This window comes from Methyloprofundus sedimenti (assembly GCF_002072955.1).
GTDB classification, from domain to species: Bacteria; Pseudomonadota; Gammaproteobacteria; order Methylococcales; family Methylomonadaceae; genus Methyloprofundus; species Methyloprofundus sedimenti.
Genome location: NZ_LPUF01000004.1, coordinates 1 through 26,682 on the forward strand (window position 1 = coordinate 1; position 26,682 = coordinate 26,682).

The 26,682-nt window shown below is 42.5% G+C and carries 20 protein-coding genes and 1 pseudogene; 10 read left to right on the forward strand and 11 right to left on the reverse strand.

What is annotated here, in order from left to right:
* A partial coding sequence (locus AU255_RS17555; RefSeq protein ID WP_269844835.1) for a reverse transcriptase domain-containing protein occupies positions 1–624 on the reverse strand: 624 nt, incomplete at its 3' end.
* A gap of 1,086 nt (positions 625–1,710) precedes the next feature.
* Here AU255_RS17555 and AU255_RS20195 point away from each other — a divergent pair.
* From AU255_RS20195 to AU255_RS17590, 7 genes and pseudogenes are all read left to right on the forward strand, one after another.
* Complete coding sequence (locus AU255_RS20195) at positions 1,711–1,869, forward strand: glycine zipper family protein (RefSeq protein WP_233144736.1); 159 nt, start codon at positions 1,711–1,713, stop codon at positions 1,867–1,869.
* A gap of 257 nt (positions 1,870–2,126) precedes the next feature.
* On the forward strand, positions 2,127–3,602 hold the full coding sequence (locus AU255_RS17560; RefSeq protein ID WP_080524205.1) for a DUF1254 domain-containing protein: 1,476 nt from the start codon (positions 2,127–2,129) through the stop codon (positions 3,600–3,602).
* 199 nt (positions 3,603–3,801) lie between these two features.
* A pseudogene (locus tag AU255_RS17565) lies at positions 3,802–5,189 on the forward strand (IS4 family transposase).
* 474 nt (positions 5,190–5,663) lie between these two features.
* Positions 5,664–6,884 carry an IS110 family RNA-guided transposase gene (locus tag AU255_RS17575; protein WP_080524207.1) on the forward strand — a complete coding sequence of 407 codons (1,221 nt, stop codon included), beginning with the start codon at positions 5,664–5,666 and terminating at the stop codon, positions 6,882–6,884.
* Positions 6,885–7,459: 575 nt separating this feature from the next.
* The gene (locus AU255_RS17580) at positions 7,460–8,509 is read left to right on the forward strand and encodes a threonine aldolase family protein (RefSeq protein WP_080524208.1); all 1,050 of its coding nucleotides are present in this window, start codon (positions 7,460–7,462) and stop codon (positions 8,507–8,509) included.
* Between the two features lie 695 nt (positions 8,510–9,204).
* Complete coding sequence (locus AU255_RS17585; RefSeq protein WP_080524209.1) at positions 9,205–9,783, forward strand: lipid-binding SYLF domain-containing protein; 579 nt, start codon at positions 9,205–9,207, stop codon at positions 9,781–9,783.
* Positions 9,784–10,006: 223 nt separating this feature from the next.
* On the forward strand, positions 10,007–10,999 hold the full coding sequence (locus tag AU255_RS17590; protein WP_080524210.1) for an Lnb N-terminal periplasmic domain-containing protein: 993 nt from the start codon (positions 10,007–10,009) through the stop codon (positions 10,997–10,999).
* A gap of 404 nt (positions 11,000–11,403) precedes the next feature.
* Here AU255_RS17590 and AU255_RS17595 read toward each other — a convergent pair whose 3' ends face one another.
* The 7 genes from AU255_RS17595 to AU255_RS17625 form a co-directional block, all read right to left on the reverse strand.
* Positions 11,404–12,279, reverse strand: coding sequence for a fumarylacetoacetate hydrolase family protein (locus AU255_RS17595; protein ID WP_080524211.1), 876 nt, complete (start codon positions 12,277–12,279; stop codon positions 11,404–11,406).
* Between the two features lie 152 nt (positions 12,280–12,431).
* Complete coding sequence (locus AU255_RS17600; protein WP_080524212.1) at positions 12,432–14,399, reverse strand: transglutaminase TgpA family protein; 1,968 nt, start codon at positions 14,397–14,399, stop codon at positions 12,432–12,434.
* Positions 14,400–14,405: 6 nt separating this feature from the next.
* Positions 14,406–15,260, reverse strand: a complete 855-nt coding sequence (locus tag AU255_RS17605; RefSeq protein WP_080524213.1) for a 23S rRNA (adenine(2030)-N(6))-methyltransferase RlmJ — start codon at positions 15,258–15,260, stop codon at positions 14,406–14,408.
* A gap of 95 nt (positions 15,261–15,355) precedes the next feature.
* Entirely contained in the window at positions 15,356–16,201 is an 846-nt protein-coding gene (locus AU255_RS17610) for a DUF58 domain-containing protein (protein WP_233144737.1), read from the reverse strand.
* Between the two features lie 99 nt (positions 16,202–16,300).
* The gene (locus AU255_RS17615; RefSeq protein WP_080524215.1) at positions 16,301–17,206 is read right to left on the reverse strand and encodes an AAA family ATPase; all 906 of its coding nucleotides are present in this window, start codon (positions 17,204–17,206) and stop codon (positions 16,301–16,303) included.
* Between the two features lie 282 nt (positions 17,207–17,488).
* Positions 17,489–18,334 (reverse strand): SPFH domain-containing protein, encoded by an 846-nt coding sequence (locus AU255_RS17620; protein ID WP_080524216.1) that lies wholly within the window; start codon positions 18,332–18,334, stop codon positions 17,489–17,491.
* A gap of 16 nt (positions 18,335–18,350) precedes the next feature.
* On the reverse strand, positions 18,351–18,812 hold the full coding sequence (locus AU255_RS17625) for an NfeD family protein (protein ID WP_080524217.1): 462 nt from the start codon (positions 18,810–18,812) through the stop codon (positions 18,351–18,353).
* An 85-nt stretch (positions 18,813–18,897) separates the two neighbouring features.
* On the opposite strand from AU255_RS17625, the gene AU255_RS17630 reads away from it, so the two are divergent.
* A complete protein-coding gene (locus AU255_RS17630) occupies positions 18,898–19,173 on the forward strand; it encodes a hypothetical protein (protein ID WP_080524218.1) in 276 nt (91 codons plus the stop codon).
* A gap of 90 nt (positions 19,174–19,263) precedes the next feature.
* Here AU255_RS17630 and AU255_RS17635 read toward each other — a convergent pair whose 3' ends face one another.
* Positions 19,264–19,875, reverse strand: a complete 612-nt coding sequence (locus AU255_RS17635) for a thiol:disulfide interchange protein DsbA/DsbL (RefSeq protein WP_080524219.1) — start codon at positions 19,873–19,875, stop codon at positions 19,264–19,266.
* A 33-nt stretch (positions 19,876–19,908) separates the two neighbouring features.
* Positions 19,909–20,616, reverse strand: coding sequence for a c-type cytochrome (locus AU255_RS17640; protein ID WP_080524220.1), 708 nt, complete (start codon positions 20,614–20,616; stop codon positions 19,909–19,911).
* Between the two features lie 100 nt (positions 20,617–20,716).
* Here AU255_RS17640 and yihA point away from each other — a divergent pair, with 100 nt between their 5' ends.
* On the forward strand, positions 20,717–21,316 hold the full coding sequence (gene yihA / locus AU255_RS17645; RefSeq protein WP_080524221.1) for a ribosome biogenesis GTP-binding protein YihA/YsxC: 600 nt from the start codon (positions 20,717–20,719) through the stop codon (positions 21,314–21,316).
* 100 nt (positions 21,317–21,416) lie between these two features.
* Here yihA and polA read toward each other — a convergent pair whose 3' ends face one another.
* Positions 21,417–24,134, reverse strand: coding sequence for a DNA polymerase I (gene polA / locus AU255_RS17650; protein WP_080524222.1), 2,718 nt, complete (start codon positions 24,132–24,134; stop codon positions 21,417–21,419).
* A 910-nt stretch (positions 24,135–25,044) separates the two neighbouring features.
* Here polA and AU255_RS17655 point away from each other — a divergent pair.
* Complete coding sequence (locus AU255_RS17655) at positions 25,045–26,676, forward strand: SulP family inorganic anion transporter (protein ID WP_080524223.1); 1,632 nt, start codon at positions 25,045–25,047, stop codon at positions 26,674–26,676.
* The last annotated feature ends 6 nt before the right edge of the window (positions 26,677–26,682 follow it).

Here is a 26,682-nt window from a genome sequence, read left to right on the forward strand (position 1 = left end):
GGGACTGAGTGAGCCCCCTTGCATTGCGCCTTCCTTGCTGGGGTTGACGATGCCATTGATCATGACGCCGCTACGCAACATGTTTCCGACTAGGCGAAGTATCCGTTTGTCGGATATTTTCTCGCCCATTCGGGCTATCAGCCTGTCGTGATGGATTCTATCAAAAAACTTGGATAGATCTATATCCACCACGTAGGGCTTGCCACTGTTCACTATCTGTTGTGCCGCTTGTACCGCTTCGTGCTGGCTTCGCCCTGGGCGAAATCCATAGCTGTGCGGTGAAAAATGCGGATCAAAGACCGGTTCCAGCAGTAGCTTTAATGTTGTTTGTACCACTCGATCCCGTACCGTCGGTATGCCGAGTAGTCGTACACCTTTGCCTCCCGGCTTGGCTATTTCTACTCGACGGACTGGCGAGGGTTGATAAGTCCAGTTTGCGAGTTCCTCTTGCAACTGACTTAGCTCTTCGTCTAAACGAGTTTCAAAGTCTGCAATGGTTATTCCGTCTATGCCGGGTTTACCTTTGTTTTTCTTTACCTGTTTAAAAGCGACGCCCAAGTATAAGGTTGAGCATAACTGGTCGAAAAGTCTGGGTTCCTCTATAAATAGGTCGTGTTCGTTCATTTCACTTTTTTTCTTTCTTTTGCAATGGGCTTTCTTCAATCTCGCACAACCGATTCGTTCACTGTTTACGACGCGAATAGAGGGTTGTTCCTGTTAGGCTGATCTCAGTCCATCAGTTTATAATCAACGGCCATGGCCGCTTACGTGTTCCGCCCTTCACCTCCAACGTCCTGTTGCTGATTTGATGTTTTACCCTCCTTCATGTCACCATGAATTCATCGGCACCAAACTTTACGATTACTATGGCTTCATCTGAAAACCCTCGGTTCATAACGTCTACATTACTGTAGCGCTTAGGGCTTAAGGAGTCGCAGTTACTCCGACCCAAAGCCGACGGCTCTTCACTGGGTAAGATAGTCAACTATCTCTCGATCTACCTACCTTCAATACAACAACACGTTACGGTGAGAATATTGGACTTCGGTGGTCGCGGGCACCTTATCCCCTTGTTGCCGCCTTACGAAGGTTCACTTTCGTTTAGGTGATCGATTTGGCTAGAGCTTCCTTCAGATTCCGCATTGGCTCCCAATAACCGTGTTTCCCTGTTGGGTAGCTACCGGGAGTTTCTTTGGACACCCTTGCTTTCGCCTACTTTTTCCCTTCTCACAGGGCAAAGGCTGGACTTCCACCAGCTAGCTGACTATCATGCCAGTCACACCACTTAACGGTAGTAACACAAAGGAGGCATATCTTATAAATTAAGGCTTACGTCTATCAATACAGCAGGATTAAAATTACATAGTTATAATAAGGAAATTGAATAGCACAAAGAAACAAGCGTTATTAAAAGTGCCTGGCACCGGAAGCACTAAACATTCATTTAATTGATAAATCAGAAGGTATTTTTCATGTACAAGACAACCAGTTCCATCGCAATAGCGAGTTTAATATTTACTTTTTTGAGCATACCCGTATAAGCAAATATGTATATCTACCCAAGTAAGGGACAGAACGAACAACAGCAACAGAAAGACGAAGGGGCTTGCCATCAATGGGCTCAACAGCAGACCGGTGTCAATCCACAGCAGACCGCTGAACAGTCGCTCAGCCTTCAGTCTTACCAGCAACCACAAGGTGGCATGGGGCGTGCTTTGTTTGGTACTTCTGCCAAAGGGGCTGCCACTGGGTGCAGTCGGAGGCGCCATAGGTGGAGATGCTGGTAAAGGCGCAGCAATAGGCACCTCTGTCGGTGCCCTTGGAGGTTTTTTTCGTCAACGCCAGGCGGTCGCCGAGCAGCATAATTAGAACCAGGCGGTTGGTATGAAGGAAAAAGCAGCGCCGGACCAATTTCAACAAACCTATCAAACTTGTTTACGTGGCCGTGGGTATACAGTGAATTAAAAAACCGGCAACGTAATGAGCCACAGAAGCAAACTAAGCTTGCTTGACAAGAATTATTTAGCCCGACTCAGCCTGAAGAGATCAGCAAAGTAATTAGATAAAACCCCAATTGGGAAAAAGAGATATACGTTGATCAATATTTTATAGCTAAAAGGAATACCATGAACACTACACGATACACTATTCTTATTAATGCCTTTGTACTCGTAATCGGCGTTAGCCTACTAAGCGGCTGCAGTACCAAGAGTGATTCCATTGCGGCAGCTGAAATGGCGGACAAAAGGCTAGGGATTAACCTACCTGGCATCGAAGCAACCAAGGCTATTGCCGAGGAAGCTTTTATCTATGGCCTGCCTATCGTAATGAACTACGCGGTAATGTACGATTACGCAGTGGACAGAAATTCAGGACAGTTCAAGGCACCGTTCAATCAGATCAAGAACGAGTCGCACGTCTTTACCTACAAGGACACAGCTATCGTTACGCCTAACAGTGATACACCCTATTCCCTGGCGTGGTTAGACCTGCATGCCGAACCGGTGGTATTATCCGTCCCTACGGTGGAGAAAACTCGCTATTATTCGGTAATGCTTGAGGACGGCAATACCTTCATCTATGGCTATATCGGCAGTCGCGCTACCGGAACCGAGCCGGGTGACTATCTCGTGGTAGGCCCTGACTGGAAAGGCCAGACGCCCGCAGGTATCAAAAAGGTATTTCGATCCTCCACACGGTTCTCGCTTGCAGCCTATCGCACTCAGTTGTTTAACCCAGCTGACATGAAGAATGTCGAGAAAATACAGGCTGGCTATAAGGTGCAGACACTCTCTGCCTATCTGAACCAGCCTGCGCCGCCTGCCGCACCGGTGAAATTTCCCAAGATTGACAAAGAAATGGTCAAGAGCAACTTTTTTCAATATCTTGATTTTTCTTTGCAGTTCGCGCCACCAGGACCTGAAGAGCAATTAATCCGCGCTAAACTAGCAAGTATAGGCATCGGTGCTGGCAAGACTTTTGAATTTAAGGATCTCTCTCTCGCTCACAAGCTTGAAGTGGAGCTAGGTATGAAAGAGGGCGAAGCCAAAATCGAGAAATACCTTGGGACAGAACTAAAAACTATCAACGGTTGGAAGATGAGCTCACTTTTTGGCGACCGCGCATTTTTCGCTGGTGACTGGTTGAAGCGCGCCGCTGGCGCGAAAGCAGGCATCTACGGAAACGAAGCCGTTGAGGCGGCCTATCCATTAGCCACAACCCTCACAAACGGGCAGTTGCTTGATGGCAGTAAGCACAATTACACGCTCACCTTCGCCAACAGACAATACCCTCCGGTAAATGCATTCTGGTCTGCGACCATGTACGATGGGACAACACAACTGTTGATTAAGAACCCGATCAATCGTTACCTGATCAATTCGCCGATGCTACCGGATATGAAAAAAAACGCAGACGGCTCGTTGACGCTCTATATCCAGAAGGACTCTCCGGGCAAAGAGAAAGAAGCTAACTGGTTACCGGCACCTGACGGACCCATCTATCTAGTCATGCGCCTTTACTGGCCTAAGACGGAAGCACCCTCCATCCTTCCGGTAGGCAAGGGCACCTGGGCTCCACCTCCTATCGTTCAGGCTCAGTAAACAGCAAGAAGAACTATTGTTAGGGAGGCATGAGCACTTGGGGGCTTAAGTTTAGCCCCCATTACCCTTAAAAAAACCGGGGTCAGGTACGAATGGCACTTACTTAAGATATAAGCTACTGAAAATATTAAAAAAGGCAGGTTCGATGATAAACTGATTGCGACAAAACAACTTAGCCATCACCGAGAAACCTGCCTTAATGTTTATTAATAACAAATTTTTACGCTGCCAGCAACAAAGAATAAAAAAATGTGCAGAAAAGACAGATTCGTATCAATTTTTTAACCTGCTCACCTGCCCTGAACTGCTATCAAGAATTGACACCTTATTACCTGAACATCGAGAGCGACTTTATCCGCCCACAGAAACACTTTCAATTTTTTAGCACAAGCCTTGAGTGAAGATCGCTCCTGTCAAAAAGCGGTCAATGATGCAGCAATAAAACGTATCATTGGTGGCCTTGCACCTGTTAGTACCTCTACGGGTGGTTATTGTCGAGCAAGACAGCGTTTGCCATTAGCAATGGTTTCTGACCTAGTTTGCCAGACAGGTGAGCTCATTAACTGTCAAATCCCTGAGCAATGGCGCTGGCATGGAAGGCGTGTACATTTAATTGATGGAACCACTGTAACAATGCCCGACACCGTTGAAAATCAGGCAGTATATCCTCAGCAGAGTGGTCAAAAACCAGGACTTGGTTTTCCAATTTGTCGGTTGGTTGGCGTTATCTGCCTTTCAAGTGGGGCCGTTTTAAATGCGTCGATAGGACGGTTCAATGGAAAAGGCTCAGATGAGCAAAGTTTGCTTCGTAATATTATAGACACCTTTGATACGGGAGACCTTGTTCTTGGCGATGCTTTTTATGGTACCTATTTTTTGTTAGCTTCACTGCGTGAAAAAGGCATTGATGCCGTCTTTGAGCAAATGGGCGCGCGTAAACGGGTAACTGACTTTAGGAAAGGCAAACGAATAGGCACCAGAGATCACTTAATCGAACTAACCAAACCAAAGATCAAACCAGACTGGATGACACAAGCGCACTATGATGTTGCACCGAAAACGTTACTTATCCGTGAGTTAAGCACTCATGGCAAGATACTCATAACAACATTGCTATGCCCTAAAGAAGCATCGAAACCAGAACTCAGGGTTTTGTATAAAAAACACTGGCAGATTGAAGTTGATTTCCGGAACATAAAAACGACGATGGGCATGGAAACGCTCAGCTGTAAAACACCCGAAATGAGTGAAAAGGAAATATGGGTCTATTTTCTGGCCTATAATCTGATTCGACTATTGATGGCTCAAACGGCTTTATTAGCCGATATATTACCACGCCAGCTTAGCTTTAAGCATACACTACAATTGTGGTTGGCATGGACTCAACAGACGGCTCTTACTGGTACAGGAGTCATTGAAGAATCATTATTTGTATTAATTGCTCAGCAGCGGGTTGGAAATCGTTCTGGTCGAATAGAACCTCGTGCAGTAAAAAGAAGACCAAAGCCTTTTTCCTTGTTAATGAAACCTAGAGAAGAAGCAAGAGCAGTGATTAGAAAGAATGGACACCCGAAGAAAATAAAGTAACTCACTGTGATTTATGTGTTTTATTCTTAAGTAAGTGCCATTCGGGTCAGGTACCGAATTGCGAATTGATAAAAAACCGGGGTCTACTATAGAATTATGGAGAGAAATGACAAGTGAGTAATAGATATGATGTTTATAGGAAAAGTTATCTATATATTTATATCTACAAGTGCAAGCCGAATTTTTTGATTATTTGGCAACCAGGAATTCTCTTCAAAGCAAGTGGCGGGCATCTTGCCAGGGGTGTAAAATTGAACTTGGTGGGGGTGTGGCTCACGGGGTCCGTCGTACTTTAGGGTAACGGCTCGAACTTGAAATGCCGCCCCCGCCACTTGCGCCGTCCGAGACGTCTTTATTGGGATGGTGCCGAGTGATTTCATGTGGCTTTTTTTGGGGTCATTTGTGGCTCTACTAAGTAGACGAGACGCAGGATGGTGTTGTATCCACTGTTAACGTTGACCTATGGAGACCGTCATGAACATTCATAATTTAGCCCATTTACAAGTTGCAGTTGATATCGGTAGTCACGAGCATTATGTGGCTATTGGCCTTTCTGAGGGAGGGATTCTGGACGAATTTTCGATTACGCATACACCAGCAGGGTTTCAGTATTTTTTTAGCCGTATTGAGCGGCAAGAGCATTTATACAACCGACCTGTAGACGTTGCTATGGAAGGTTACAATGGCTGGGCTCGACCATTGGATAGCCAGATTCAGAGCCACGGCTATCAGCTTTACAACGTCAACAACCTCAAGCTCGCCCGGTTTAAAGAGATCTTTCCCGCACCCGCAAAATCTGATTTGGTTGATACTCACAAAATGCTTGAGTTGTTTCAACTTCAGGATCATTTGCCGCTCGCTAAAGGTGTTCTGCAGGCAGTGCTACCGGTACCCGATGCCAATCGTCGGTTAAAGCGTCTGACACGGCGGCGACGTCAGTTGATCAATGAAAAGGTTGCTCTGCAAAACCGTATACAGCCTGACCTGCAAGCCACCTGCCCGACGCTTTTGGATATGACAGGAAGTATTGATAATCTATGGTTTCTGCACTTTCTAACTTGTCGCGATGATTTGACAAAATTAATGCGACTACAAACCAAAAGCCTGCTTGCCATTCAAGGGGTTGGCCGGAAATATCTCAACCTCATTCTTGACTGGCAGAAACAGGCAGAATTTTCTAATGAAATCGAAGAAGTCGGCCCGATGATCCAAGAGGATGCACGCCGCTTGTTAGCCTTGATGGCATCAATTAAAACCATGGATGCAAAAATCGACTCACAGATTCAAAAGTCTGCATATGCTCAGCATATTGATTCGATTCCTGGCTTTGGTTTGGTCTGTAGTGCCGAATTGGCGGGTGAAATCGGTACTTTAGACCGCTTTCCGAAACAGAGTAGCTTTTCAATCTATATCGGCATGGCACCTCTGGACAAACAATCTGGAGGCTACCAAGGAACTAAATCACCTAAACACGTCAATACCCGAGCTCGTAAAGCGATGATGACCGCAGTTTGTCGTCACATGGCTTATGTGCCTGAATCTCGCGCTTACTATGATAAAAAACGTTCCGAAGGAAAGACGCACAACAACGCCGTTCGGGCATTGGGGCGACATATATCACGAGTCATCTGGTCTATGTTGCGTCATGACCGAGATTACATTGAACTTGCGAGTATAAATGAAAAGACGGCTTAACAGCTAATGAGAAGTGTTCACTTATGCTGACGTGTATGATAATGATGGATTGAATTCAGGTATATCTTTTTCTCTGATTTGTAGAGAGGCGGATAATTGCGTCAAATTTATGAGTTGATTTAGAAAAATAACTTGCAAATTCCAGAGGGATGTTCAGGTACCGAATTGCGAATTGATTGACAAATTAAGCTAAGAACTTTAGAGTCCATTTTAACATGCATATATTTTAGTTAAAATCTTACAATAACTTGAATAACCTAGGTCAGAGTAAACTTAAATTATTTACTTTTTCCTTCCGCCAACTTACAGGTCTTCCCCTTTTTTTGTCATCCTCCGCCCTTTCAAGCTCTCAATTTCAGCTGTATACCGTTCATTACCGAGAAAAAAAACTGGCTCTGGGGTAAAAAGGTTTTACAAAAATCATCTACATCACAAAATAATCGGGTTAAACTTGGCATTGGGCCGTCTTGGAAAAATAAATTCCTGATTGTTTCTATTTTTTCAGCTTTTTAGAAGACCACCCACCTTTTCTTATCCCGAACTCAGGTTATTTAAAATACCCCATGACACTCACTATGAATTTTGCATCCGATAATTGGGCCGGTGCACACCCTGCGATTGCACAACGGTTGCTGGAAGTTTCTGCAGGATTTTCAGCGCCTTATGGCGCAGGCACTCTTGATCACAAGATCGAACAAAAGTTTAACGAGCTATTTGAACGTGAAGTTGCGGTCTATTTTGTCAGCACCGGCACCGCGGCTAATTCGCTGGCACTAGCTGCCGTGAATCGTCCAGGTGGAGTATCCTTTTGTCACCGCGAAGCGCACATGCTGGAAGACGAATGTGGCGCACCGGAGTTTTTCACGCATGGTGCTCGTCTGGCACCAGTGGACGGGGAAAACGGTAAAATCGACCCGCTTAACCTCAAAGCCGAAATCGAACGTTTTCCACCTGATTTTGTACATGCGGGACAACCGATGGCCATTTCTATCACCCAGGCTACCGAAATTGGCACGCTGTATCAGCCTGATGAAATTGCCGGTATTGCGCAGATTGCCCAGGCTTACGGCTTACCCTTGCATATGGATGGCGCGCGGTTTGCAAATGCGCTGGTTGCGCTGGAACTAACACCTGCACAAATGACCTGGAAACAGGGTGTGGATATCGTCTCTTTCGGTGCAACCAAAAACGGTTGCTGGTGTGCCGATGCACTGGTATTCATGAGTCCGGAATTGGCCAAAGATTTACCGTATATCCGTAAACGCGCTGCGCAACTGCATTCTAAAAGCCGCTTCATCGCTGCACAATTTGATGCTTATTTATATGATGATCTTTGGTTAGATATGGCGCGTTATGCCAATGCTATGGCTGAACGTTTGCAAAAGGGTATCGTTAACTCTACACATGCACGATTAGCGTGGCATGCAGAAGCCAATGAAATATTTGCTATTGTGGATAAAGCGCACGCGAATAAACTCCAGGAAAAAGGTGCCGTTTTTTATCAGTGGAATCCGCCACGCGCAAAACCAGGCCTGTTAAGCCAGAACGAAGTGTTGGTGCGCCTGGTAACCTGCTTTGCGACGGAGGCTGATCAAGTAGATCGGTTTCTTGAGCTGTTAAGATGATGACCGATTACCGACTAAGGAAAACGAGGGTTCAAATCCCGAATTGCGAAACTATTGGCAAATCAACTACAAAAGAGATTCGTCAGGAATGCTCAGTATCAACGGCATACAGCACAGCATGTCGCTATTCAGTTAGTATACGCACTCGGTCTGTGATATCCGCCACATGCTTCAAGGCTTATTAATCAAGCTGGTTATCTGGCGATAAAGCCATTGCGTTGCTTTCAAGTGAGTTTTTTATTGAGCATGAAATGATCTTTATCTTCAACACCATGTATATAAAAACCTTGTTTAGCCAAGTCAATTCATAATACCGCTAGTGTTGTATTTTTAATATTTGCAGTATCATGATTTAAGATTTGCTTCATTGATATTTTGCTGTAATTTAGTAACTATCATTCTGGTGCCTTTGAGGCCGTTTGGAAAAGTGACTCGAACCATGCAGTTAGGTCTTTGATGTATTAGTGTGTATACTTCGCGCGGCCCATATGCGGTTTTCTAGCAACCGATTTTAACCGATAGCCGCTTGCGATGCGTCTATTTCAGCGCCTTACTCTCGACTAAAATCAGCGCTCTATACAACCGCACCCGTGACTGCACAAAGTATATTAGTGCCAGATTCCTAACAACGAATTTAACTAAAATGAATTGTGTAAAAAACAATATACCCTTCCTTTTTTATGGAGAACACTTAAATGTTTAGACTAAAACCTATTATCGTATTGCTTGCTATGCTGTCAGCGCTATTTGTTTTAAATGGTTGTGCCAGACCCGAAGGCAGCACCAAAGCTGATAAAATCAGTTATATTCATAAAATGAGATCTACAGACTTAGCCGAACTATATAAATTAGCACCAGGGGCAAAGACGCATATTGCCAGTGCCTATGGGTATGCCGTTTTTAATAACATGGGCATCAATGTATTTGTGGTATCAACAGGTCAGGGTTACGGTGTGGCACGCAATAATAAAACAGGCAAAGACACCTATATGAAAATGTTTTCTGCGGGTGTCGGCGTAGGACTGGGTGTTAAAGATTTTCGCGGTATATTTGTCTTTGCCAACAAAACGGTTTTTGATCGTTTTGTTGATATTGGCTGGAACGTACAAGGTCAGGCGGATGCGGCAGCAAAACTTGACAACAAAGGTGGTGCAGTTTCAGTCGCAATAGAAGTTGCACCGGGTATCTTCTTATATCAATTCACAAAAAGTGGCCTGGCTGCACAAGCGACCATTCAGGGTACAAAGTTCTGGAAGGATAAAGAGTTAAATTAATATTTATCTAGTTAGGCGCCGTGCGGCTTTAAATGATCCGGAAAAAAATGATCGCCTGCGCAGATTGACATGATAGGTGCTATATTAAATTTTTGATTGACCTGACATTACGTAAACGTATTATTTTCCTGGATAAAAAGGTGTACTTTTTGAGTATCGCGTTTGTTACAACTGACGTAACCAATATTGATCCCACAAGAACTCTTTATTTCACCCAAAGTCTATGTTAAAAATATTACAGTTTGTCTTCATTGCGACTGTGATAACCGGTGCTACGGCGTGGGGCGCTTGTGCGCTATATTTTGGCGATTCGCATACCGGGACGCTGCAAATTTTCCTCGCTGCTGGCTTTGCTGTGTCCGGCCTGGTCGCTCTTGTTGGGCTATACTTCCCTGCCGTGCGCTATCGGTTGTTAGCTATACACGGCGTGTTATTTATTGCTGTATTAAGCAATTGGTTAACTACAGCACCGAGGAATGACCGGCCGTGGCAACAAGATGTAGCTACGCTGGCGTATGCAACTTTTGATGATGATCGGGTGACAGTGCATAATATTCGTAACTTTTCTTATCGCAATGAGTTTGACTATCAACCGGCCTATTATCAGCAAAGTTATGATTTAAACAAGCTGGAAGGTGCGGATTTGTTCGCTATTTACTGGATGGGGCCGGCGATTGCACACACCATTATGAGCTTTCGGTTCAGTGATGGAAAGCATTTGGCCTTTTCCATTGAGGCGCGCAAGGAACAAAATGAAGCATACTCAACAATTAAAGGCTTTTTCCGCCAATACGAACTGATTTATATTGTCGCTGATGAGCGTGATGTTATTGGTTTGCGTACCACCTACCGACACGATCCACCAGAACAGGTTTATCTCTATCAGTTGCAAGGTAGCAAGGCTGAAGCGCTGCGTTTGTTAATGGCGTATTTGCATGAAATTAATAGCCTCAGTGAGCATCCTGTTTTTTATAATACAATGACTAATAATTGCACCACAGGTATCTGGATGCATTCACTTATCAATCCGGAACCTCTGCCTTTTTCCTGGAAAATTTTATTAAGCGGCTATGTACCACAGTATCTTTATGAGTCGGGGAAATTAGATCAGCGTATCAGTTTTGCTGAGTTACAACGGCGAGCACACATCAATACGCGCGCTAATGATGCAGACAATAGCGTGGACTTTTCTCAAAGAATACGTAAACCCCTGTAAGCTAATTATCTTTAATGGCATTGAATTATGCAGCCGAAAAAACTCAGTTTAAATGTTCTCAATTTAACACAATTGTTTTTTGTCACCTTACCCATGTCTCAGATCGCCGGATGTACTCGTTTTGGTAAGGGCATAGTTCAACCTGGAAACCGCAGTTGACCGCTATAAAACATTATAAGTGACTGAATATAAAATATAATGATTGTAAATGCTTGTCACCTGTTGGGTGACCATACACCATTTCACGGTTTTGTGGAGAAAAGCGCAGAATGAGATACCCGCGTATGCCAGATACGCGGTAGGCATTCGATGCATGGCAAACATCGCTGTTGAATAAGCATAAAAAAACCATGGCAGCAAAATATATCCAACAGCCTTGAGAGTATTAATGTTAGTAAATAACTTTAGCCTGTAACAACAAAGCCTTCGGGTTCATTAATCACAGGATTGGACAAGCTGCCAATATTTTCAATTTCAATTTTTACCACTTGCCCGGCCCTCATATAGCCCCGAGGTTGCATTTTTACGCCTACGCCACTTGGTGTACCTGTGGATATTACATCGCCAGGTTCTAAGGTCATTGCCTGACTTAAATAAGCGATCATTTGATAAATATTGAAAATCATATGACTGGTATTGGAAAACTGGCGTAACTCATCATCCACCCAGGTTTTCAAGCTTAAATTATGCGGGTCCATAATTTCATCTTTGGTCACTATCCACGGCCCCATGGGCCCATGTGTATCAAAGGATTTCCCTATCGTCCAGGTGGGTGTGCGAAACTGCCAGTCACGTACAGTAACATCATTAACGATAGTGTAACCTGCAATGACTTCATCAGCTTTTTCCAGGGGTACATGCCTGCAACGCTGACCAATAACAAAAGCAAGTTCAACTTCATAATCCAGTTTTTCTGAGACTGCAGGCAGATGTATTGCATCGCCATCAGCTATTACACAGCTACTTTGCTTGGTAAAAAACGTCGGATACTCAGGTTTTTCCTGAGCCGTTTCGGCAATATGATCGGCATAATTAAGACCGATACCTAAAAATTTCCCGGGCCTGGGAACGGGCGCGAGTAATTTAACTTCGTCTAAGGGAATACGTGCTTGACGTCTATCAATTAATTCCTGCAAAGCTGCCATAGCAACCGTGCCTGTTTCTAAAAATTCCAGCATGCTTTGCGGTATATTATTTCGCGCCAAACCGTCCACAACGACGTCATCAACAACCGCGCCTACTCGACTAATACCCTGGTGTTTAAATGTTACTAATTTCATTGTTTATCCTATATGCTGGAAAAAAACTGTTGAGCGCGGGCGTTCTCGTACCACTACCACTACCGGAACAAGACAGGCCTTTCTTGTTTTTCGCGCATTACGTAGTTCAATCACTTTTTTATGAGCGGACTAAAGTTCGCTCTACAGACAACTTATCCTTTATTTTTATTTATCCGAAATGCTGATGCACTGGATTTTAATTGTTCCAGTGTTACTCCTTCTGTTTGTTTCGCATAACGAATTTGTACGTAGAGTTGAGTTATATGATCAAAGCTATCGGCAATATCGGGTAGTTGAGCGCTCACTCGACGAGCAAAATCATTTGCTCCTTCATTAGCCTGTTTTATCAAACCGGTTTTTGCTAATTTTCGACAGGCTTTAGCGTAATAAATCTGCGCTTTATCTAATACGGGCGTTTGTTTACGCAACACATATATAGCTAAAAATATCGTGACTACGGCAACCAGTCCCATTAGCCAATAAAGCATGGATCTTAAGGTATCTATACCAAGCCCGGATAAAAAACTGAATTGCTGGCGGCGATCATAATTAATAATCCAGTGATGCCAGTTATAATCAACACTACTCCATAAGTTACGCGCCTGCCTTAATAAGGAAAGCGTTTGACTATCAAGCTGTATCGGGGCAAAGCTGACTGCGTTATTAGCTATCTGCTGTTCGATATTGACATCCTGTTCTATCCGTTCAGGCGCAATTGCGGTAGTTGGATCATATCTTACCCAGCCTTTATTTTGAATCCATACTTCCGACCAGGCATGGGCATTCGCTTGCCTGACTTCAATAAAATCACCTGTGGCATTAAATGTTCCGCCTTGATAACCACTGACAATCCGCGCAGGAATTCCGGCAACACGCATTAAATAAACAAAAGCTGACGCATAATGACCACAAAAACCCGCTCGAGTATCAAATAAAAAAGTTTCTATCGGCTTTTCATTCATCAAGGGCGGCATTAAGGTGTAATAAAATTCATTATTACGAAAATATGCGAATAGATTATTAATAAATATTTCAGGGGGTGCATTAAAGCCGCCTAACTGGGTAACTAGCTTTTCTACCCTGCTTTCAACCTGGTTTGGCAGTTGTAAATTATCACTCAGTTCTGTTTTGGTAATATAACCCGTATTATATTGAGCATAAGAGGTGATCTTGTACTCGGCTCTTTTTCCTGGCGGTTCAGAGCTAAGTAGCTGGTGATTACCATTTTCTTGTAACGGCCATTCATAAGTAGCTGGCATATCCAGGCCATATACCCAGTTTTTAGCTTGTGGTTCCATTAACAACTGGTACTGATAAGGCTTGCCAGTAAAACTGACTTTATCCAGATAACGTTTAAAATAAGTATTTCGAGTTTGCGTCCACTTTTTACCATCGGTATAAGAAAACACTGGCCCTCGCCAATAACGCTCTGCATTCGGAGGCAAATCTCCAATAAATTTTGCTCGAAACACCAGCTCACCCGATAAACCTAACTGACTAATAGAACCGGGTTCTAGAGTATCACTAAGTCCCGATTTCGCTTGATTTTCATTCTGTAAAAAAGACCATCTAGGTGCTTCTACCCGAGGGAAAAAAATAAACAGAATAATCATTAATGGCAGTGCCTGAAATAAAATCTTCCCTGCTGTTTTTAATGATGCCAAATTACTCTGATTAGCATTATTTATAATAATCAGCGTAACCAGTAGACTGACACAGACTAACAATATATAAGCCGCCATCAATATATTCTGCAAATACAAAAACTGCGTTGCTGCGACAATAAATGCAAGGTAGACAATTAAATAGACATCCCGCAGGGTTTTAATTTCCAGCAATTTCATAGCTAAGGCAACGAGAAAAACAGCGGTCCCTGCATCACGACCGAAGACACCTTGATGCATTATTACCAGTAAACTTATACCACTGAGTAATAATAAAAAAATCAGCAACTGATTTGGTAAATAGGCAGGATACCAGACGCAAACAAAACGCCAGACTAACAAGACTGAGAAAAATGCAAAAACAGGCAGAGGTACATGCAAGGCATGCGGAAGTGCTATTAATCCAATACAGATAAGTAGAAAAATAATGCTGCGCTGATTAATGGTCTGTTGCATAAACGATTATTCATCCTTTAATTGTTTTATACGGTAATAGCCTTGATTAGCTATCCCTAACTGCTCTGCCAGATAAGGTAAAGCTTTTTGCATTTCTGTCTTTAATGTCCAGGGAGGATTTATTACAATCATGCCGCTAGCTGTCATGCCGAGCGCCTGGCTATCAGCTAACTGACCCAGCTCAAAGAGCTGTACATTTTGCAAGCTGCTGGACAGTATTTTTTGCTCTAATTCATCGATACGCAGCCGTTCCACAACCGGGTACCAAAGCGCATAAATTCCCGTGGTAAAGCGTTTATATAGCTGCTCCAGTGTTTCTATAACCTGCTTATAATCCGTTTTCATTTCATAGGAAGGGTCTATAAGCACCAGGCCGCGGCGTTGCTGAGGGGGCATATTAGAAATGCAACGCTTAAATCCGTCTTCATGCGCTATCTGCACACGCTTATCTTTATTGACCGATTGGCGCAGTAGCTCGATCTCGGTATTGTGCAGCTCATATAAAAATAAACGATCCTGACTGCGCATTAAATGTCTGGCGATCATAGGGGAACCAGGGTAGCGAGTTAATTCATCCTGAGTATTAAATGCTTTGATCACATTCATGTAGTTAATAATGGCTGCAGGAGCATGATCTGCCTGTTCGGATTTTTGCCATAGCGCACCTATGCCTTGCTGGTATTCCTGCGTTTTCTCTGCCTGCTCACTCACTAATGAGTAATTTCCTGCACCGGCATGAGTGTCAACATAACAGAACGGTTTTTGTTTCTTGTTTAAATGCTCAAGGATATGAATTAATACGCTGTGTTTTAATACATCGGCAAAATTGCCTGCATGATATGAATGACGATAACTGAGCATAGGTTTTTTATTAAAGAGTGGAGTTAGTTAACTTACTGGCTGTCTATTGGGAAATCTAATGCTCTATGTTCTCGTTTAACGTCAAGAAATTCGCTCTACGCCAGAGCTAATGCTGTTAAACATTGTGTAGCATGTTGATTGCCCCGGTTTGGTTCTATTATAAGTCCCATTAACTTAAACCCATACTCCATCCCTGCCTTGTCTGCTTCTAACACCCAGCGGCACATCTGGCTTAAACGCTCTTCATGGTCTGAACCCTGAGTTTGCTCATAATCTAACCAGATTTCTGAACTCTGTACACCGCTATATTGTCGGGTAAATAAGCCTTGCCCCTTGGCATAGGCGCGCCAGTGAATATGTCGAATACCATCGCCCGACTGATAGCGCTGTAGCCCATAAAAATCATCCTGACCTTTTTCTGTATTGCCTTGCATACCCTGACTACTGTTATTTTCAGGCAAGGGGCAATCTTGCATACTTGGGCGTGGATAAACTAATGTTTTAATTTCTATATTTAAGCGGTGCCATGCGCGAAACAAGCCAAAAGGATAGCAACTAAAAATAACAGGCCGGCTAAGCACAAACCAACCGCGCTGGTTAACTTTTTGAGGCAGGCTGATGCGCATATTTTGCTGCGCGTTGATATCACAAAACTGCATACTTTCCTGTGCCAAGCCTAGTTGTATACTATAACGCTTGGTATTGCCGGGATTATCAATTATCAGACTGTTGGTGGCAAACTCACCTGCAAAGATGTCAGGGCACTGCGTTTTTTTTATAAGCAGGCCTTCCAGTGAATTGACGGTATGTAAAATGGTGATAAAAAACAGACTGGCAAGTAAAAAACACAGCAAATAAACCAGATTATTATTATAAATAAATGCGATTAGCAATAATATTGTAATCAGCAACACGAAGCCTAGTCCGCGCTTTGTAGGCAATATATAAATTCGCCTATAACTTAGGCGTATAGGTTGTGAAGATGGCGTGGATTTCATATCTAAAAAAACAACTCCTACACGAGAGAGTAAAGCATCCCCCTAAGGGATAGCAACATTCGCTAGCAAAGGGGCAACAATATTCTCTGAATTGCTGTATCCAGCGCGTAATCTATGCCCGGCAACAGGTCCCAGGACCATTTGCACATCTTCTGGTATCACTTCTTCTCGTTGCTGCATATAGGCCCATGCTTTTGCTGAATTCAGTAAAGCCAATCCTGCCCGGGGCGATAAGCCGGTATGATATTCTTCTGACTCGCGGGTGAATTTTATCAGAGCTTGTATATAGTCCAGTAAAGCAGGCGAAGCGTAAATGTCCTGTACTGCTTGTTGCATGTACAATAATTTTTCGGCAGGCAATTGTGCATCGAGTGTTGCAATTAATTTATAACGATTTTGCCCGGTCAATAATTCTCGTTCAGCATCATGATCAGGGTAGCCCAATTCTATACGCATTAAAAAACGGTCTAATTGCGATTCCGGCAAAGGAAATGTGCCTAGTTGATGGCTTGGGTTTTGAGTTGCAATGACAAAAAATGGCAGCGGCAAGCGATATGTTTGCCCTTCCACTGTAACTTGTCGCTCCTCCATCGCTTCCAATAAAGCACTTTGAGCTTTAGGCGTCGCACGATTGATTTCATCGGCTAAAACCATTTGTTTGAAAATCGCACCTTTATGAAATGTAAATTGATGCTGATCGGGATTATAAATGGTAGCGCCGATAATATCCGCGGGTAACAGGTCACTGGTAAACTGGATACGCTGATACTCCAGGCCCATTAACTTTGCCAGAGTATGCGCGAGAGTGGTTTTTCCGACTCCGGGTATATCTTCAATCAGTAAATGACCGCCCGTTAATAAACAACAGAGCGAAAGCCGAATTTGCTGTTCTTTGCCCAGTATAATATTGCTTGCTGATTGTATAACTCGACCGAGCGTCTGGTGCATGAAATATCCTTATTTTTTAATCTTACAATTATTTGGTTTACTACAGATAAGTGGTTTAAATGCTGTCATTCTCAGTCACTATTATTAAGGCAGATTTAGAGAAGCCAGCTATATTGGATGTGCTGACGTCAGGAAGCGCATCACTCGCGAAGACGTGCTTCGTACCCCAAGCACATCATATGCTTAACTTAAGAATGTAGGGGTTAATAAAATTCTATAGTTTTTAGCTAACGAAACCCAGCGTGAACACATTCTAATTATTTCAAATCCGCTTTATGCTAACTACTTACCCAAAATACCTTTCACTGCATGCAATAGGTCAGCAGGTAAAACCACCGTTTTAGAATTATCTGATTCAGATAATTCACGCATCGCCTCGATATATTTTTCGCCTAATAAATAGGTTGCCGGTAGCTCTTTATCTTTAAGTGCCGCAGTAATACTTTCTATCGCTTTACCACTCGCATCTGCTAACAAGATTTTTGCTTGTGCATCACGGCGTGATGCTTCCAAACGACCATCCGCTTCTAGAATAGCCGCTTGTTTTGCACCTTCTGCTCGCGTTACCGCAGCTCGACGCTGACGCTCAGCAGCACTTTGCTCTTCCATCGAAGCTTGCATTGTGGTTGACGGATTAATATCCTGGATTTCCACTGTTTTAAGGGTGATACCCCAATCAGCAATATCATCAGAGATACCATCTTTTAATTTTTGTTTAATATGGTCTCTGGAAGACAAGGCATCATCTAAAGACATTTCGCCAATAATCGCTCTTAATGAAGTTTGAATCAGCTTTTCTATAGCAAGCACAAAATTTTCTACACCATAGACTGCTTTTTCTGGCGAAATAATATTGATATAGGCTATGGCATTAGCAACTATAACTGCATTATCTTTGGTAATGACTTCCTGTGAGGGTATATCCAGCACGATGTCTTTGGTGGTTAACCTTTCAACAATTGAATCCACATAGGGAATGACAAAATTTAGTCCCGGGGTCAAAGTTGAATGATATTTCCCTAGTCGTTGTACGATATGCTTATAGCCCTGCGGGACTATTCTCACGCCTTTTATGACCGTAACAATAACCAGTACGACTAATACTCCAACAACAGATAAACCTTCCATACTCAATCCTCGTTTGTTATTTTGCTGAAACTATCAGCGTATTACCAGAAAATTCGCGCACAATCACGCGATCACCTAAAGCAACCATATCAGTACAAATAAATTGCCATTCATCATTACCAAGAATAGGTGCTGGAAAGCGCAAAGTGCCTCGTCCCTGATGTACTGAATTATATTCTATTACAGAGCCTATTTGCCCTATCATGCTTTCCCGAGCCATGCCTGAGAAGGTTTTATTTTTTAAATGTGGGGAAACCCACCTAAACCAGGCAAACACGATAAAAATAGATAAAACTATCCAGATCAATAATTGCAGGGTAAATGAAAAAGGAATGACCCATAATAATAAACCGACAATAATCGCACTTAAGCCAAACCATAATGCCACGAAGCTGACTAACATAATCTCCGCTAATGCGAGACATAGACCAAAAATCAACCAGTGCCAGTAGGCAATATTTGCATTTAACCACTCCATCCATTTAGCTCCATTTAAAAATTATTTTATTTCATGTCTAAATTAGTACAATATACCCTTATTATTTTAAGTAACAGGAAAAATCATGATTATCTGGGCGTTTAATCTTCTAATTTTAGCAATCGGTATTTTAGTGGTAGGTTTGCTTAAACCTAAATGGTTATTATTCTGGATGGATCAACCAAGCAGATATATCATTATTGGTGCTGCATCCGTATTATTAATGGCTGCCGCAATTATGTTTGGTGAAGGAAATAGACAAAACGCGCCATTATCAGAAGTAGTACAAAGCGAAAAACCTGCTGCTACTGAAAGCCCTACCGATTTAGTGAATGAAAAAAATAGTAATCGGATTCTTTAATCTTGATGCTCAGGGATTGCGGATTCCAAGTCCGCAATCCCAACACAAAAACTTCTGATGTGATCAATAGCGGACTAACGTCCTCTCTAGCTATTTACTTTCCTGAACAATTAATTCGTTTATTGCCTTGATCATGTCTTCATGTGAACCAGCTGTACGGCTATTAACCAGATACTTGCCGTTAACAACGACTGCTGGAACACCTGTTATCCCATAACGCGGCCCCATAGTTTTTGCCTGGCGCATTTTAGTATCAACGATAAATGAATTATAGGCATCATGAAAAGCAGCCTCATCGACACCATGGGCAACAAAGAATCTTGCCAGCTCATCTTCACTGGTTAATGGTTGCTTATCAACCTGTATGGCATGAAAAAAATCAGCATGCACCTTATCAACAACACCCAAAACTTCCGCAGTAAAGTAAGCTTTTGCATGTTTGCCCCATAGCTCGCTAAAGACTGCAGGTTGACGTATAAACGTTACATTGGCAGGTAAACTGGAGTGCCATTTTTCCAGAGAAGGCTCAAACTGATAACAGTGTGGACAACCGTACCAGAAAAACTCAATCACTTCGACTTTTGTTGGGTCCTGAGTTGGTTGAGGAGCAGACAGATCCTTATATCCTTTGCCCGCTGCAAAACCTGCACCGCTAAAAATAACTAAACTTAACAAGACTGTTTTAATGACATTTTTTAACATTTTGTATCTTCCTCTATTCTTAATCTCTAGCCGTTATTTCATCACTGAAACATAATAAGACATTGCTTTTATCTCTTCTTCAGTCATTTTTTTCGCAATCATATGCATCATATTGTCGGGGTTATTACTACGCACGTCCGTTTTAAAATCAGTTAAAGTTTTCATTAAATAATCAGCATGCTGTCCTCTTAAAGCTGGAAACGCAGCAGGTTCATTACCTTCCCCTTCTGGACCATGACAAGCTATACATGCTGATATTTCATTCTCCAGATCACCATTTCTGTATACATCATAACCCATTGCCACCCTGGCCTTCTGCTGATCTTGCAGGGCTTGCTTTGCAGCCGTTTTTTCATCTGCTGTTAGTGCATCGTTATCATCAATCTCATCCAGATCATCCGGATTAATTTGTGGTAATGCATTTTTTGAGACTTTCTGTGCAGAATAAAAAGCTGCAATATCCTGCATATCTTGATCAGATAGCCCTGAAACCATAGCCCCCATTGTGGGATCACTACGTGTACCATCTTTAAAAGCGTGCATTTGTCGCACCAGATAACCTACGTTTTGAGCAGCTAATTTTGGAAACAGCGGCATCATACTATTACCATTTTCACCATGACAGCTGGCACAAGTTCCACTTTTCGCTTTACCTGCTTTAATATCTCCCGCTGCCTGTGCAATACAAGACATATTAAGTAAAGCAAACGAAACTGAAACCGCCATTAAACTTTTCTTCATTAGATTCCCCTCTCGGAATAAGATAATCATAAGCTAATTTATGTACAATAGTGCTTAGAATTCTACTCTATTTTAATTAATCCCTCTACACGAGAAACGCATGAACCCTCTCTATCACCAGGCTAAATTTGTCCTTAGCGCACCTGATTTAAAATCTGCTCCTGCTGATGCAGGCAGAGAAGTCGCTTTCGCAGGCCGTTCTAACGCTGGAAAATCCAGTGCCTTGAATACTTTAACCCGGCAAAAATCTTTAGCCCGCACCAGTAAGACACCTGGCCGTACGCAATTACTAAATTTTTTTAACCTGAATGAGCAACAACGCTTTGTTGATCTCCCCGGTTACGGCTATGCAAAGGTTCCAGAGAAAGTTAAGCGACAATGGCATGCATTGATGGAAACCTATTTACATGAGCGTCAATCTTTATATGGGATAATTCTGGTCATGGATATCCGCCACCCACTAACTGAATTTGACTGGCAGATGATCGAATGGTGCGGCTATAGTAAAAAACCTTTGCATATTTTGTTAACCAAAGCCGATAAATTAAATCATGGTGCAGCCAAAAATACTTTGTTTAAAGTGCAACGAGAACTACAGGAGCAGGAACTTTCTGTATCGCTGCAATTATTTTCTGCGTTAAAGCGAAATGGTATAGACGATATTCATCAGTTATTAGATACCTGGTTTCAGGCGGAATAACCTGCCGACTCCACCTAAAGAACACTTTAGGCCACTAGTAACGCGGCATCAGCCAATTAATTGCCAAATCAAAGCGGACTAAAGTCCGCTCTCCACCCTATTAATGGGCTTCATCCCAGTTTATCCCTACGCCTATATCTACTAATAAGGGCACATCTAATTCAGCTGCCTCACTCATGAGTGTCCTGATCATGGCGCTGTAATCCTCAACTTTACTATCCGCTATTTCAAATACCAGTTCATCATGCACTTGCATAATCATTTTTGCATCAATGAGTTCATCTTGTAACCAGGTGTCCGCTGCAATCATTGCCAGTTTAATAATATCCGCTGCACTTCCTTGCATAGGCGCATTTATTGCGGTTCGTTCTGCATATTGCCTACGTGCTGCATTTTTAGAATGAATCTCAGGTAAATACAATCGCCGCCCCCATAACGTCTCAACATATCCCTGATCCTTCGCTAATTCACGAGTATCATCCATATACTGCTTAACCCCCGGGTAGCGAGAAAAATATATATCGATGTATTCCTGTGCCTGAGAACGTCCCAGGCTTAGCTGTTTTGCCAGACCAAAAGCTGACATTCCATAAATCAAGCCAAAGTTAATAGCTTTCGCCGAACGACGCAAATCTGCAGTCACTTGCTCCAGGCTAACACCAAATACTTCGGCAGCCGTCGCCTTATGTACATCTTCACCTTTGGAAAAGGCATCTAGCAAGCCTTTATCACCCGATAAATGGGCCATAATGCGTAATTCAATTTGTGAATAATCAGCTGCAACGATTTTATATCCTTCCGGTGCGATAAAAGCCTGACGAATTCTGCGCCCTTCTGCGCTACGCACCGGGATATTTTGCAAGTTAGGATTAGATGATGATAACCTGCCTGTCGCTGCAACGGCCTGATGATAAGAAGTATGTACACGGCCGGATTTCGCACTAATCTGTAGCGGTAATTTATCGGTATAAGTCGATTTCAGTTTACTCATACTCCGATGTTTTAAGATTAATGCTGGCAAAGGAAACTCTTCCGCTAATTCCTGTAACACTGATTCTGCTGTCGAGGGCTGACCTTTCGGGGTTTTCTTTAAAACAGGGAGCTGTAATTGATCATATAATATTTGTTGAATTTGTTTAGGTGAGGCGATATTAAAACTCTGTCCAGCGAGCTCGTGTGCTTGCTGTTCTATAGCCATAATATGATTCGCTAGCTCCATGCTTTGCTGCGCCAGCATATCACTATCAATTAACACGCCATTACATTCCATATGTGACAAAACACTTAAAACGGGTATTTCTATGTTTTGATACAAGTCGACTAGCGCTGGATGTTCTGCCAGTTTCGGAGCCAGGCAATGATGCAGGGCCAAAGTAATATCCGCATCTTCTGCTGCATACTGCGCAGCCTCCTCTAGCTGAACTTCAGAAAAACCAATCTGTTTCGCACCTTTACCTGTTACATCTTCATAATGAATAGTTGTCCGATGCAGATAGGTTTTTGCCAGATCATCCATATTATGTCTGGTTAGCGTGCTATTAAGTACATAAGATTCCAGCATGGTATCCTGCGCAATCCCTTGTAAAACTATAGCGTAATTGGCCAGCACATTGCTATCATATTTTAGATTTTGCCCCACTTTTGCCCGAGCGGGATCTTCTAAGATAGGTTTCAATTTTTGCAGTACCTCTGCGCGTGGTAGTTGCTGAGGAACACCCGGATAGTCATGTGCCAAGGGTATATATGCCGCTTCGCCCTCTGTAACTGCAAAGGATACACCAACAATTTCTGCCACACTGTAATCAAGACTGGTCGTTTCAGTATCAAACGCAAATAGTTCTGCAGCCATTAACTTATTTAACCAATGACCAAACTGCGCCCAGGTCAAAATCATTGTATATTCTGCTGCTTTTCTTTCAGTCTCAACCGATTCTCCAGAAACAGGAGTCACTACTTGCTGAGCAGCGGGTGCCTGCTGCAATATTTTTGACCATGCAGAAAAACCCAGGGCTGCAACGCGTTCTTGTAGTTCTACATTATCTGCCTGGCTACAGCGTAGATCTTCTATCTGATAGGGCAAATCAAGATCACATTTGATAGTCGTCAATTGCTTGGATAGAGGTAAATCAGCAATGCTTGCACGCAAGTTCTCACCCACTTTGCCTTTAATCTCATCTGCACAGGCTATCAAATTCTCTAGCGTTTGATACTGTACCAGCCATTTTGCTGCTGTTTTTGGTCCCACTTTTGGCACACCGGGGATATTATCAGCACTGTCACCCATTAAGGCTAAATAATCGACGATTTGTGCAGGGGTTACGCCAAACTTATCAATGACGCCTTGTATGTTCATAGTTGTATTGGACATGGTATTTTCTAAAGTAACTTGCTCGGTCACTAATTGCGCCATATCCTTATCACCTGTTGAGATAACAACATGGAAGCCTTCCTGCACGGCCATTTGAGCCAAGGCACCCAGCACGTCATCCGCTTCCACCCCGGTTTCCATTATCAGCGGAATACCCATCGCTATAATTAAGTCGTGTAAAGGCTGGATTTGCACGCGTAAATCATCCGGCATGGGAGGCCGGTGCGCTTTATATTCACTATAAAGTTCATTTCTAAAAGTACCACCGGGTGCATCAAACACCACAGCAAAATGATCCGTTTTATGATCGCTCATTAAACGCTTCAGCATATTTGCAACGCCAAAAATAGCATTGGTTGGCAATCCATCTGCATTACTTAAGGGGGGAATAGCATGATAGGCACGAAACAGAAAAGAGGAACCGTCAATCAGGATTAGTTTTTTTTGCATGGGTGTCAATGTTGTTTAATATTCTGTCACATTTTCATTTGCAGCCTGATTTTGCTGAGCAAAATAAGATCCACCGACAATAAATGCCATAAATAGTACAAAAATAATTGAAGTGATATATCTCACCTTTTTACTCGTTTTATACGCACTCATAAACTTTCCTAATATTTCAATATACATTCAAATTAACATTTTCTAAGCTGGGACTTTTTAAACTTTCCCAGTCTCAGGATAGAGTTACTAGCAAGGGAAAGTATATTATATTTAATTGCCAGTATTACGATACATAGCAGTATTCCCATCGCTACAGATCCTAATAAGCGTCGATATTTAGTTATCTTCCTTGCCAAAAAAAATCCTGTTAAAAATAAAATCATTAATCCAACAGCTAGAGATGTAGCATATACTTTAAAAGCCTGGCCGCCTTTAGCTTTATGTATTTACACAAAAAATCTATGCCAGCTGGTTTTTTTATCTTTAATTATGTCTCAAAAGGATTTCTAGTTGGCTCTAAAGTAATATTCAATTTAGCGCCTGCCCACTTAAAATCGTAGTATTACCCGCCTACTTTATTTTCGCCACCCAGGAAGGAATACCTAAGCTGAGTTTGCTTAATTCATTTTCAACTAGCCCAGTCAACCAAATTTGTTGTTATGCATTGACTACTTCAGCAGCAACCTGTGAGTTTACGTTGCATATGCGCCCTTTATCCCCCAGGTTAAAGCGCATCAGTGATAACAAACATCATTGCAACGGGCAAAATAAAAGCAGCTACAGCCATATGCGACTTTTCTAACAAAGAGCAATCAAAAATTATCATATAAACCGGCACCTCTATTCAATCATTAGCATCTGATTTTATCAGTTTAGATGCTACACTTGATGTTTTATTATTATTTTGACTCTGTTTATGAAAAAATTCTCAATATTACCTAAAACAGGACTGGAAGGCCTAAAAGAAAACTGGCGTAGTGACTTGCAAGCTGGTTTTTTAGTCTTTTTAATTGCCTTACCTCTATGTTTGGGTATCTCCGTAGCCTCCGGCTTTCCACCCTCCGCTGGTATTATTACCGCAATTGTTGGCGGCTTAATCGTCTCCTATACAAACGGCTCGCATATTGTCATCAACGGCCCTGGTGCCGGATTAATTGTAGTTATGCTAAGTGCGGTACAATCTTTAAGTGATGGCGATATGCTTTCAGGCTATCGCTATACACTGGCAGCTATTATGATTGCAGGTTTAATACAAGTAGTAATGGGACTTTATAAAGCGGGGGAATTCAGTTCATTTTTTCCTGCCGCTGTAGTACAAGGCATGTTATCGGCTATGGGCATCATTATTATCGGCAAACAAAGTCATGTCATGCTAGGTGCCGCACCAGAACCCGGGAGTTTGCTTTCCACGCTGATGCAAATCCCTAATAGTATAATGAACCCTAGCCCGGAGATTGCAATTATCGGCCTCAGTGGTCTTGCGATCTTAATAGTCTGGCCATTTCTAAAACAGACAAAACTAGGTAAAGTGCCTGCACCTATTCTCGTGTTATTAGTCGGCATGGGACTAGGACAGTTTTTTGGTTTGCAATATGAGCATTTTCATTTTGAGAATGTCGATATGCATAAGCATTTGATTGAGCCACAATTCTTGGTTGCCATTCCGGAAAATTTTATTGATTTTTTCTACTTCCCTGATTTTTCAAAAATTTTAACCTTTGAGTTCTGGGCTGTCGTTATCAGCATCTGTCTGGTTGCCAGCCTAGAAAGTCTTCTCAGCGCTACCGCTGCCGAAAAGTTAGACCCTTATAAGCGTCCTACTAATTTAGATCGAGATTTATCAGGCGTAGGTATTGGTAATGTTATTTCGGGCATGTTAGGCGGCTTACCAATGATTGCTGAATTAGTGCGTAGCTCGGCTAATGTCGAATATGGCGCTAAAACCAGCTGGTCAAATTTCTTTCATGGCCTGATTTTACTGGTCTTTGTTGTTTTGTTTCCTAAAATAATTCACAGTATCCCACTCGCTTCTTTAGCTGCGCTACTGGTTTATACAGGCTACCGTCTGGCATCCCCGAAATCCTTTCAACATGTGTTAGATATTGGTATTGAGCAGTTATTATTATTTGTTATTACCATTATGGGCGTTCTGGCAACTAACCTGCTAGCCGGCGTTTTAATCGGTGTAGGGGTAAAATTGCTTATTCACCTCTCCCGGGGTGTCTGGTGGAATAATATGTTTAAAATCCATTTTACTATCCAGCAAAAAGATTCTGATACTCTGGTAATCAAAATAATAGGCTCCGCCTTATTTTCAAATTTCATCCCGCTCAAAAAAGCATTAAATAATCTGGATCAGGGAAAAACACTTATCTTTGATTTTTCAGAAGGCTATCTGATTGACCATACTGTGTTAATTTTTATTGATGAATTCAGTACCCACTATACCAGGGAAGGTGGAATTTGCAGTCAGGTCGGTCATGCCCTGGAAAAATTTTCTGATCATGATCTAGCAGCTCGTTTGATGACGGCTGATGACAGAAAATAACAGGGT

Excerpts from the sequence above, each read along its gene's own strand:
- AU255_RS17560 (WP_080524205.1), top strand. The coding sequence starts at position 2,127 with ATGAACACTACACGATACACTATTCTTATTAATGCCTTTGTACTCGTA.
- AU255_RS17575 (WP_080524207.1), top strand. The coding sequence starts at position 5,664 with ATGAACATTCATAATTTAGCCCATTTACAAGTTGCAGTTGATATCGGT.
- AU255_RS17580 (WP_080524208.1), top strand. The coding sequence starts at position 7,460 with ATGAATTTTGCATCCGATAATTGGGCCGGTGCACACCCTGCGATTGCA.
- AU255_RS17585 (WP_080524209.1), top strand. The coding sequence starts at position 9,205 with ATGTTTAGACTAAAACCTATTATCGTATTGCTTGCTATGCTGTCAGCG.
- AU255_RS17590 (WP_080524210.1), top strand. The coding sequence starts at position 10,007 with ATGTTAAAAATATTACAGTTTGTCTTCATTGCGACTGTGATAACCGGT.
- AU255_RS17595 (WP_080524211.1), bottom strand. The coding sequence starts at position 12,279 with ATGAAATTAGTAACATTTAAACACCAGGGTATTAGTCGAGTAGGCGCG.
- AU255_RS17600 (WP_080524212.1), bottom strand. The coding sequence starts at position 14,399 with ATGCAACAGACCATTAATCAGCGCAGCATTATTTTTCTACTTATCTGT.
- AU255_RS17605 (WP_080524213.1), bottom strand. The coding sequence starts at position 15,260 with ATGCTCAGTTATCGTCATTCATATCATGCAGGCAATTTTGCCGATGTA.
- AU255_RS17615 (WP_080524215.1), bottom strand. The coding sequence starts at position 17,206 with ATGCACCAGACGCTCGGTCGAGTTATACAATCAGCAAGCAATATTATA.
- AU255_RS17620 (WP_080524216.1), bottom strand. The coding sequence starts at position 18,334 with ATGGAAGGTTTATCTGTTGTTGGAGTATTAGTCGTACTGGTTATTGTT.
- AU255_RS17625 (WP_080524217.1), bottom strand. The coding sequence starts at position 18,812 with ATGGAGTGGTTAAATGCAAATATTGCCTACTGGCACTGGTTGATTTTT.
- AU255_RS17630 (WP_080524218.1), top strand. The coding sequence starts at position 18,898 with ATGATTATCTGGGCGTTTAATCTTCTAATTTTAGCAATCGGTATTTTA.
- AU255_RS17635 (WP_080524219.1), bottom strand. The coding sequence starts at position 19,875 with ATGTTAAAAAATGTCATTAAAACAGTCTTGTTAAGTTTAGTTATTTTT.
- AU255_RS17640 (WP_080524220.1), bottom strand. The coding sequence starts at position 20,616 with ATGAAGAAAAGTTTAATGGCGGTTTCAGTTTCGTTTGCTTTACTTAAT.
- yihA (WP_080524221.1), top strand. The coding sequence starts at position 20,717 with ATGAACCCTCTCTATCACCAGGCTAAATTTGTCCTTAGCGCACCTGAT.
- polA (WP_080524222.1), bottom strand. The coding sequence starts at position 24,134 with ATGCAAAAAAAACTAATCCTGATTGACGGTTCCTCTTTTCTGTTTCGT.
- AU255_RS17655 (WP_080524223.1), top strand. The coding sequence starts at position 25,045 with ATGAAAAAATTCTCAATATTACCTAAAACAGGACTGGAAGGCCTAAAA.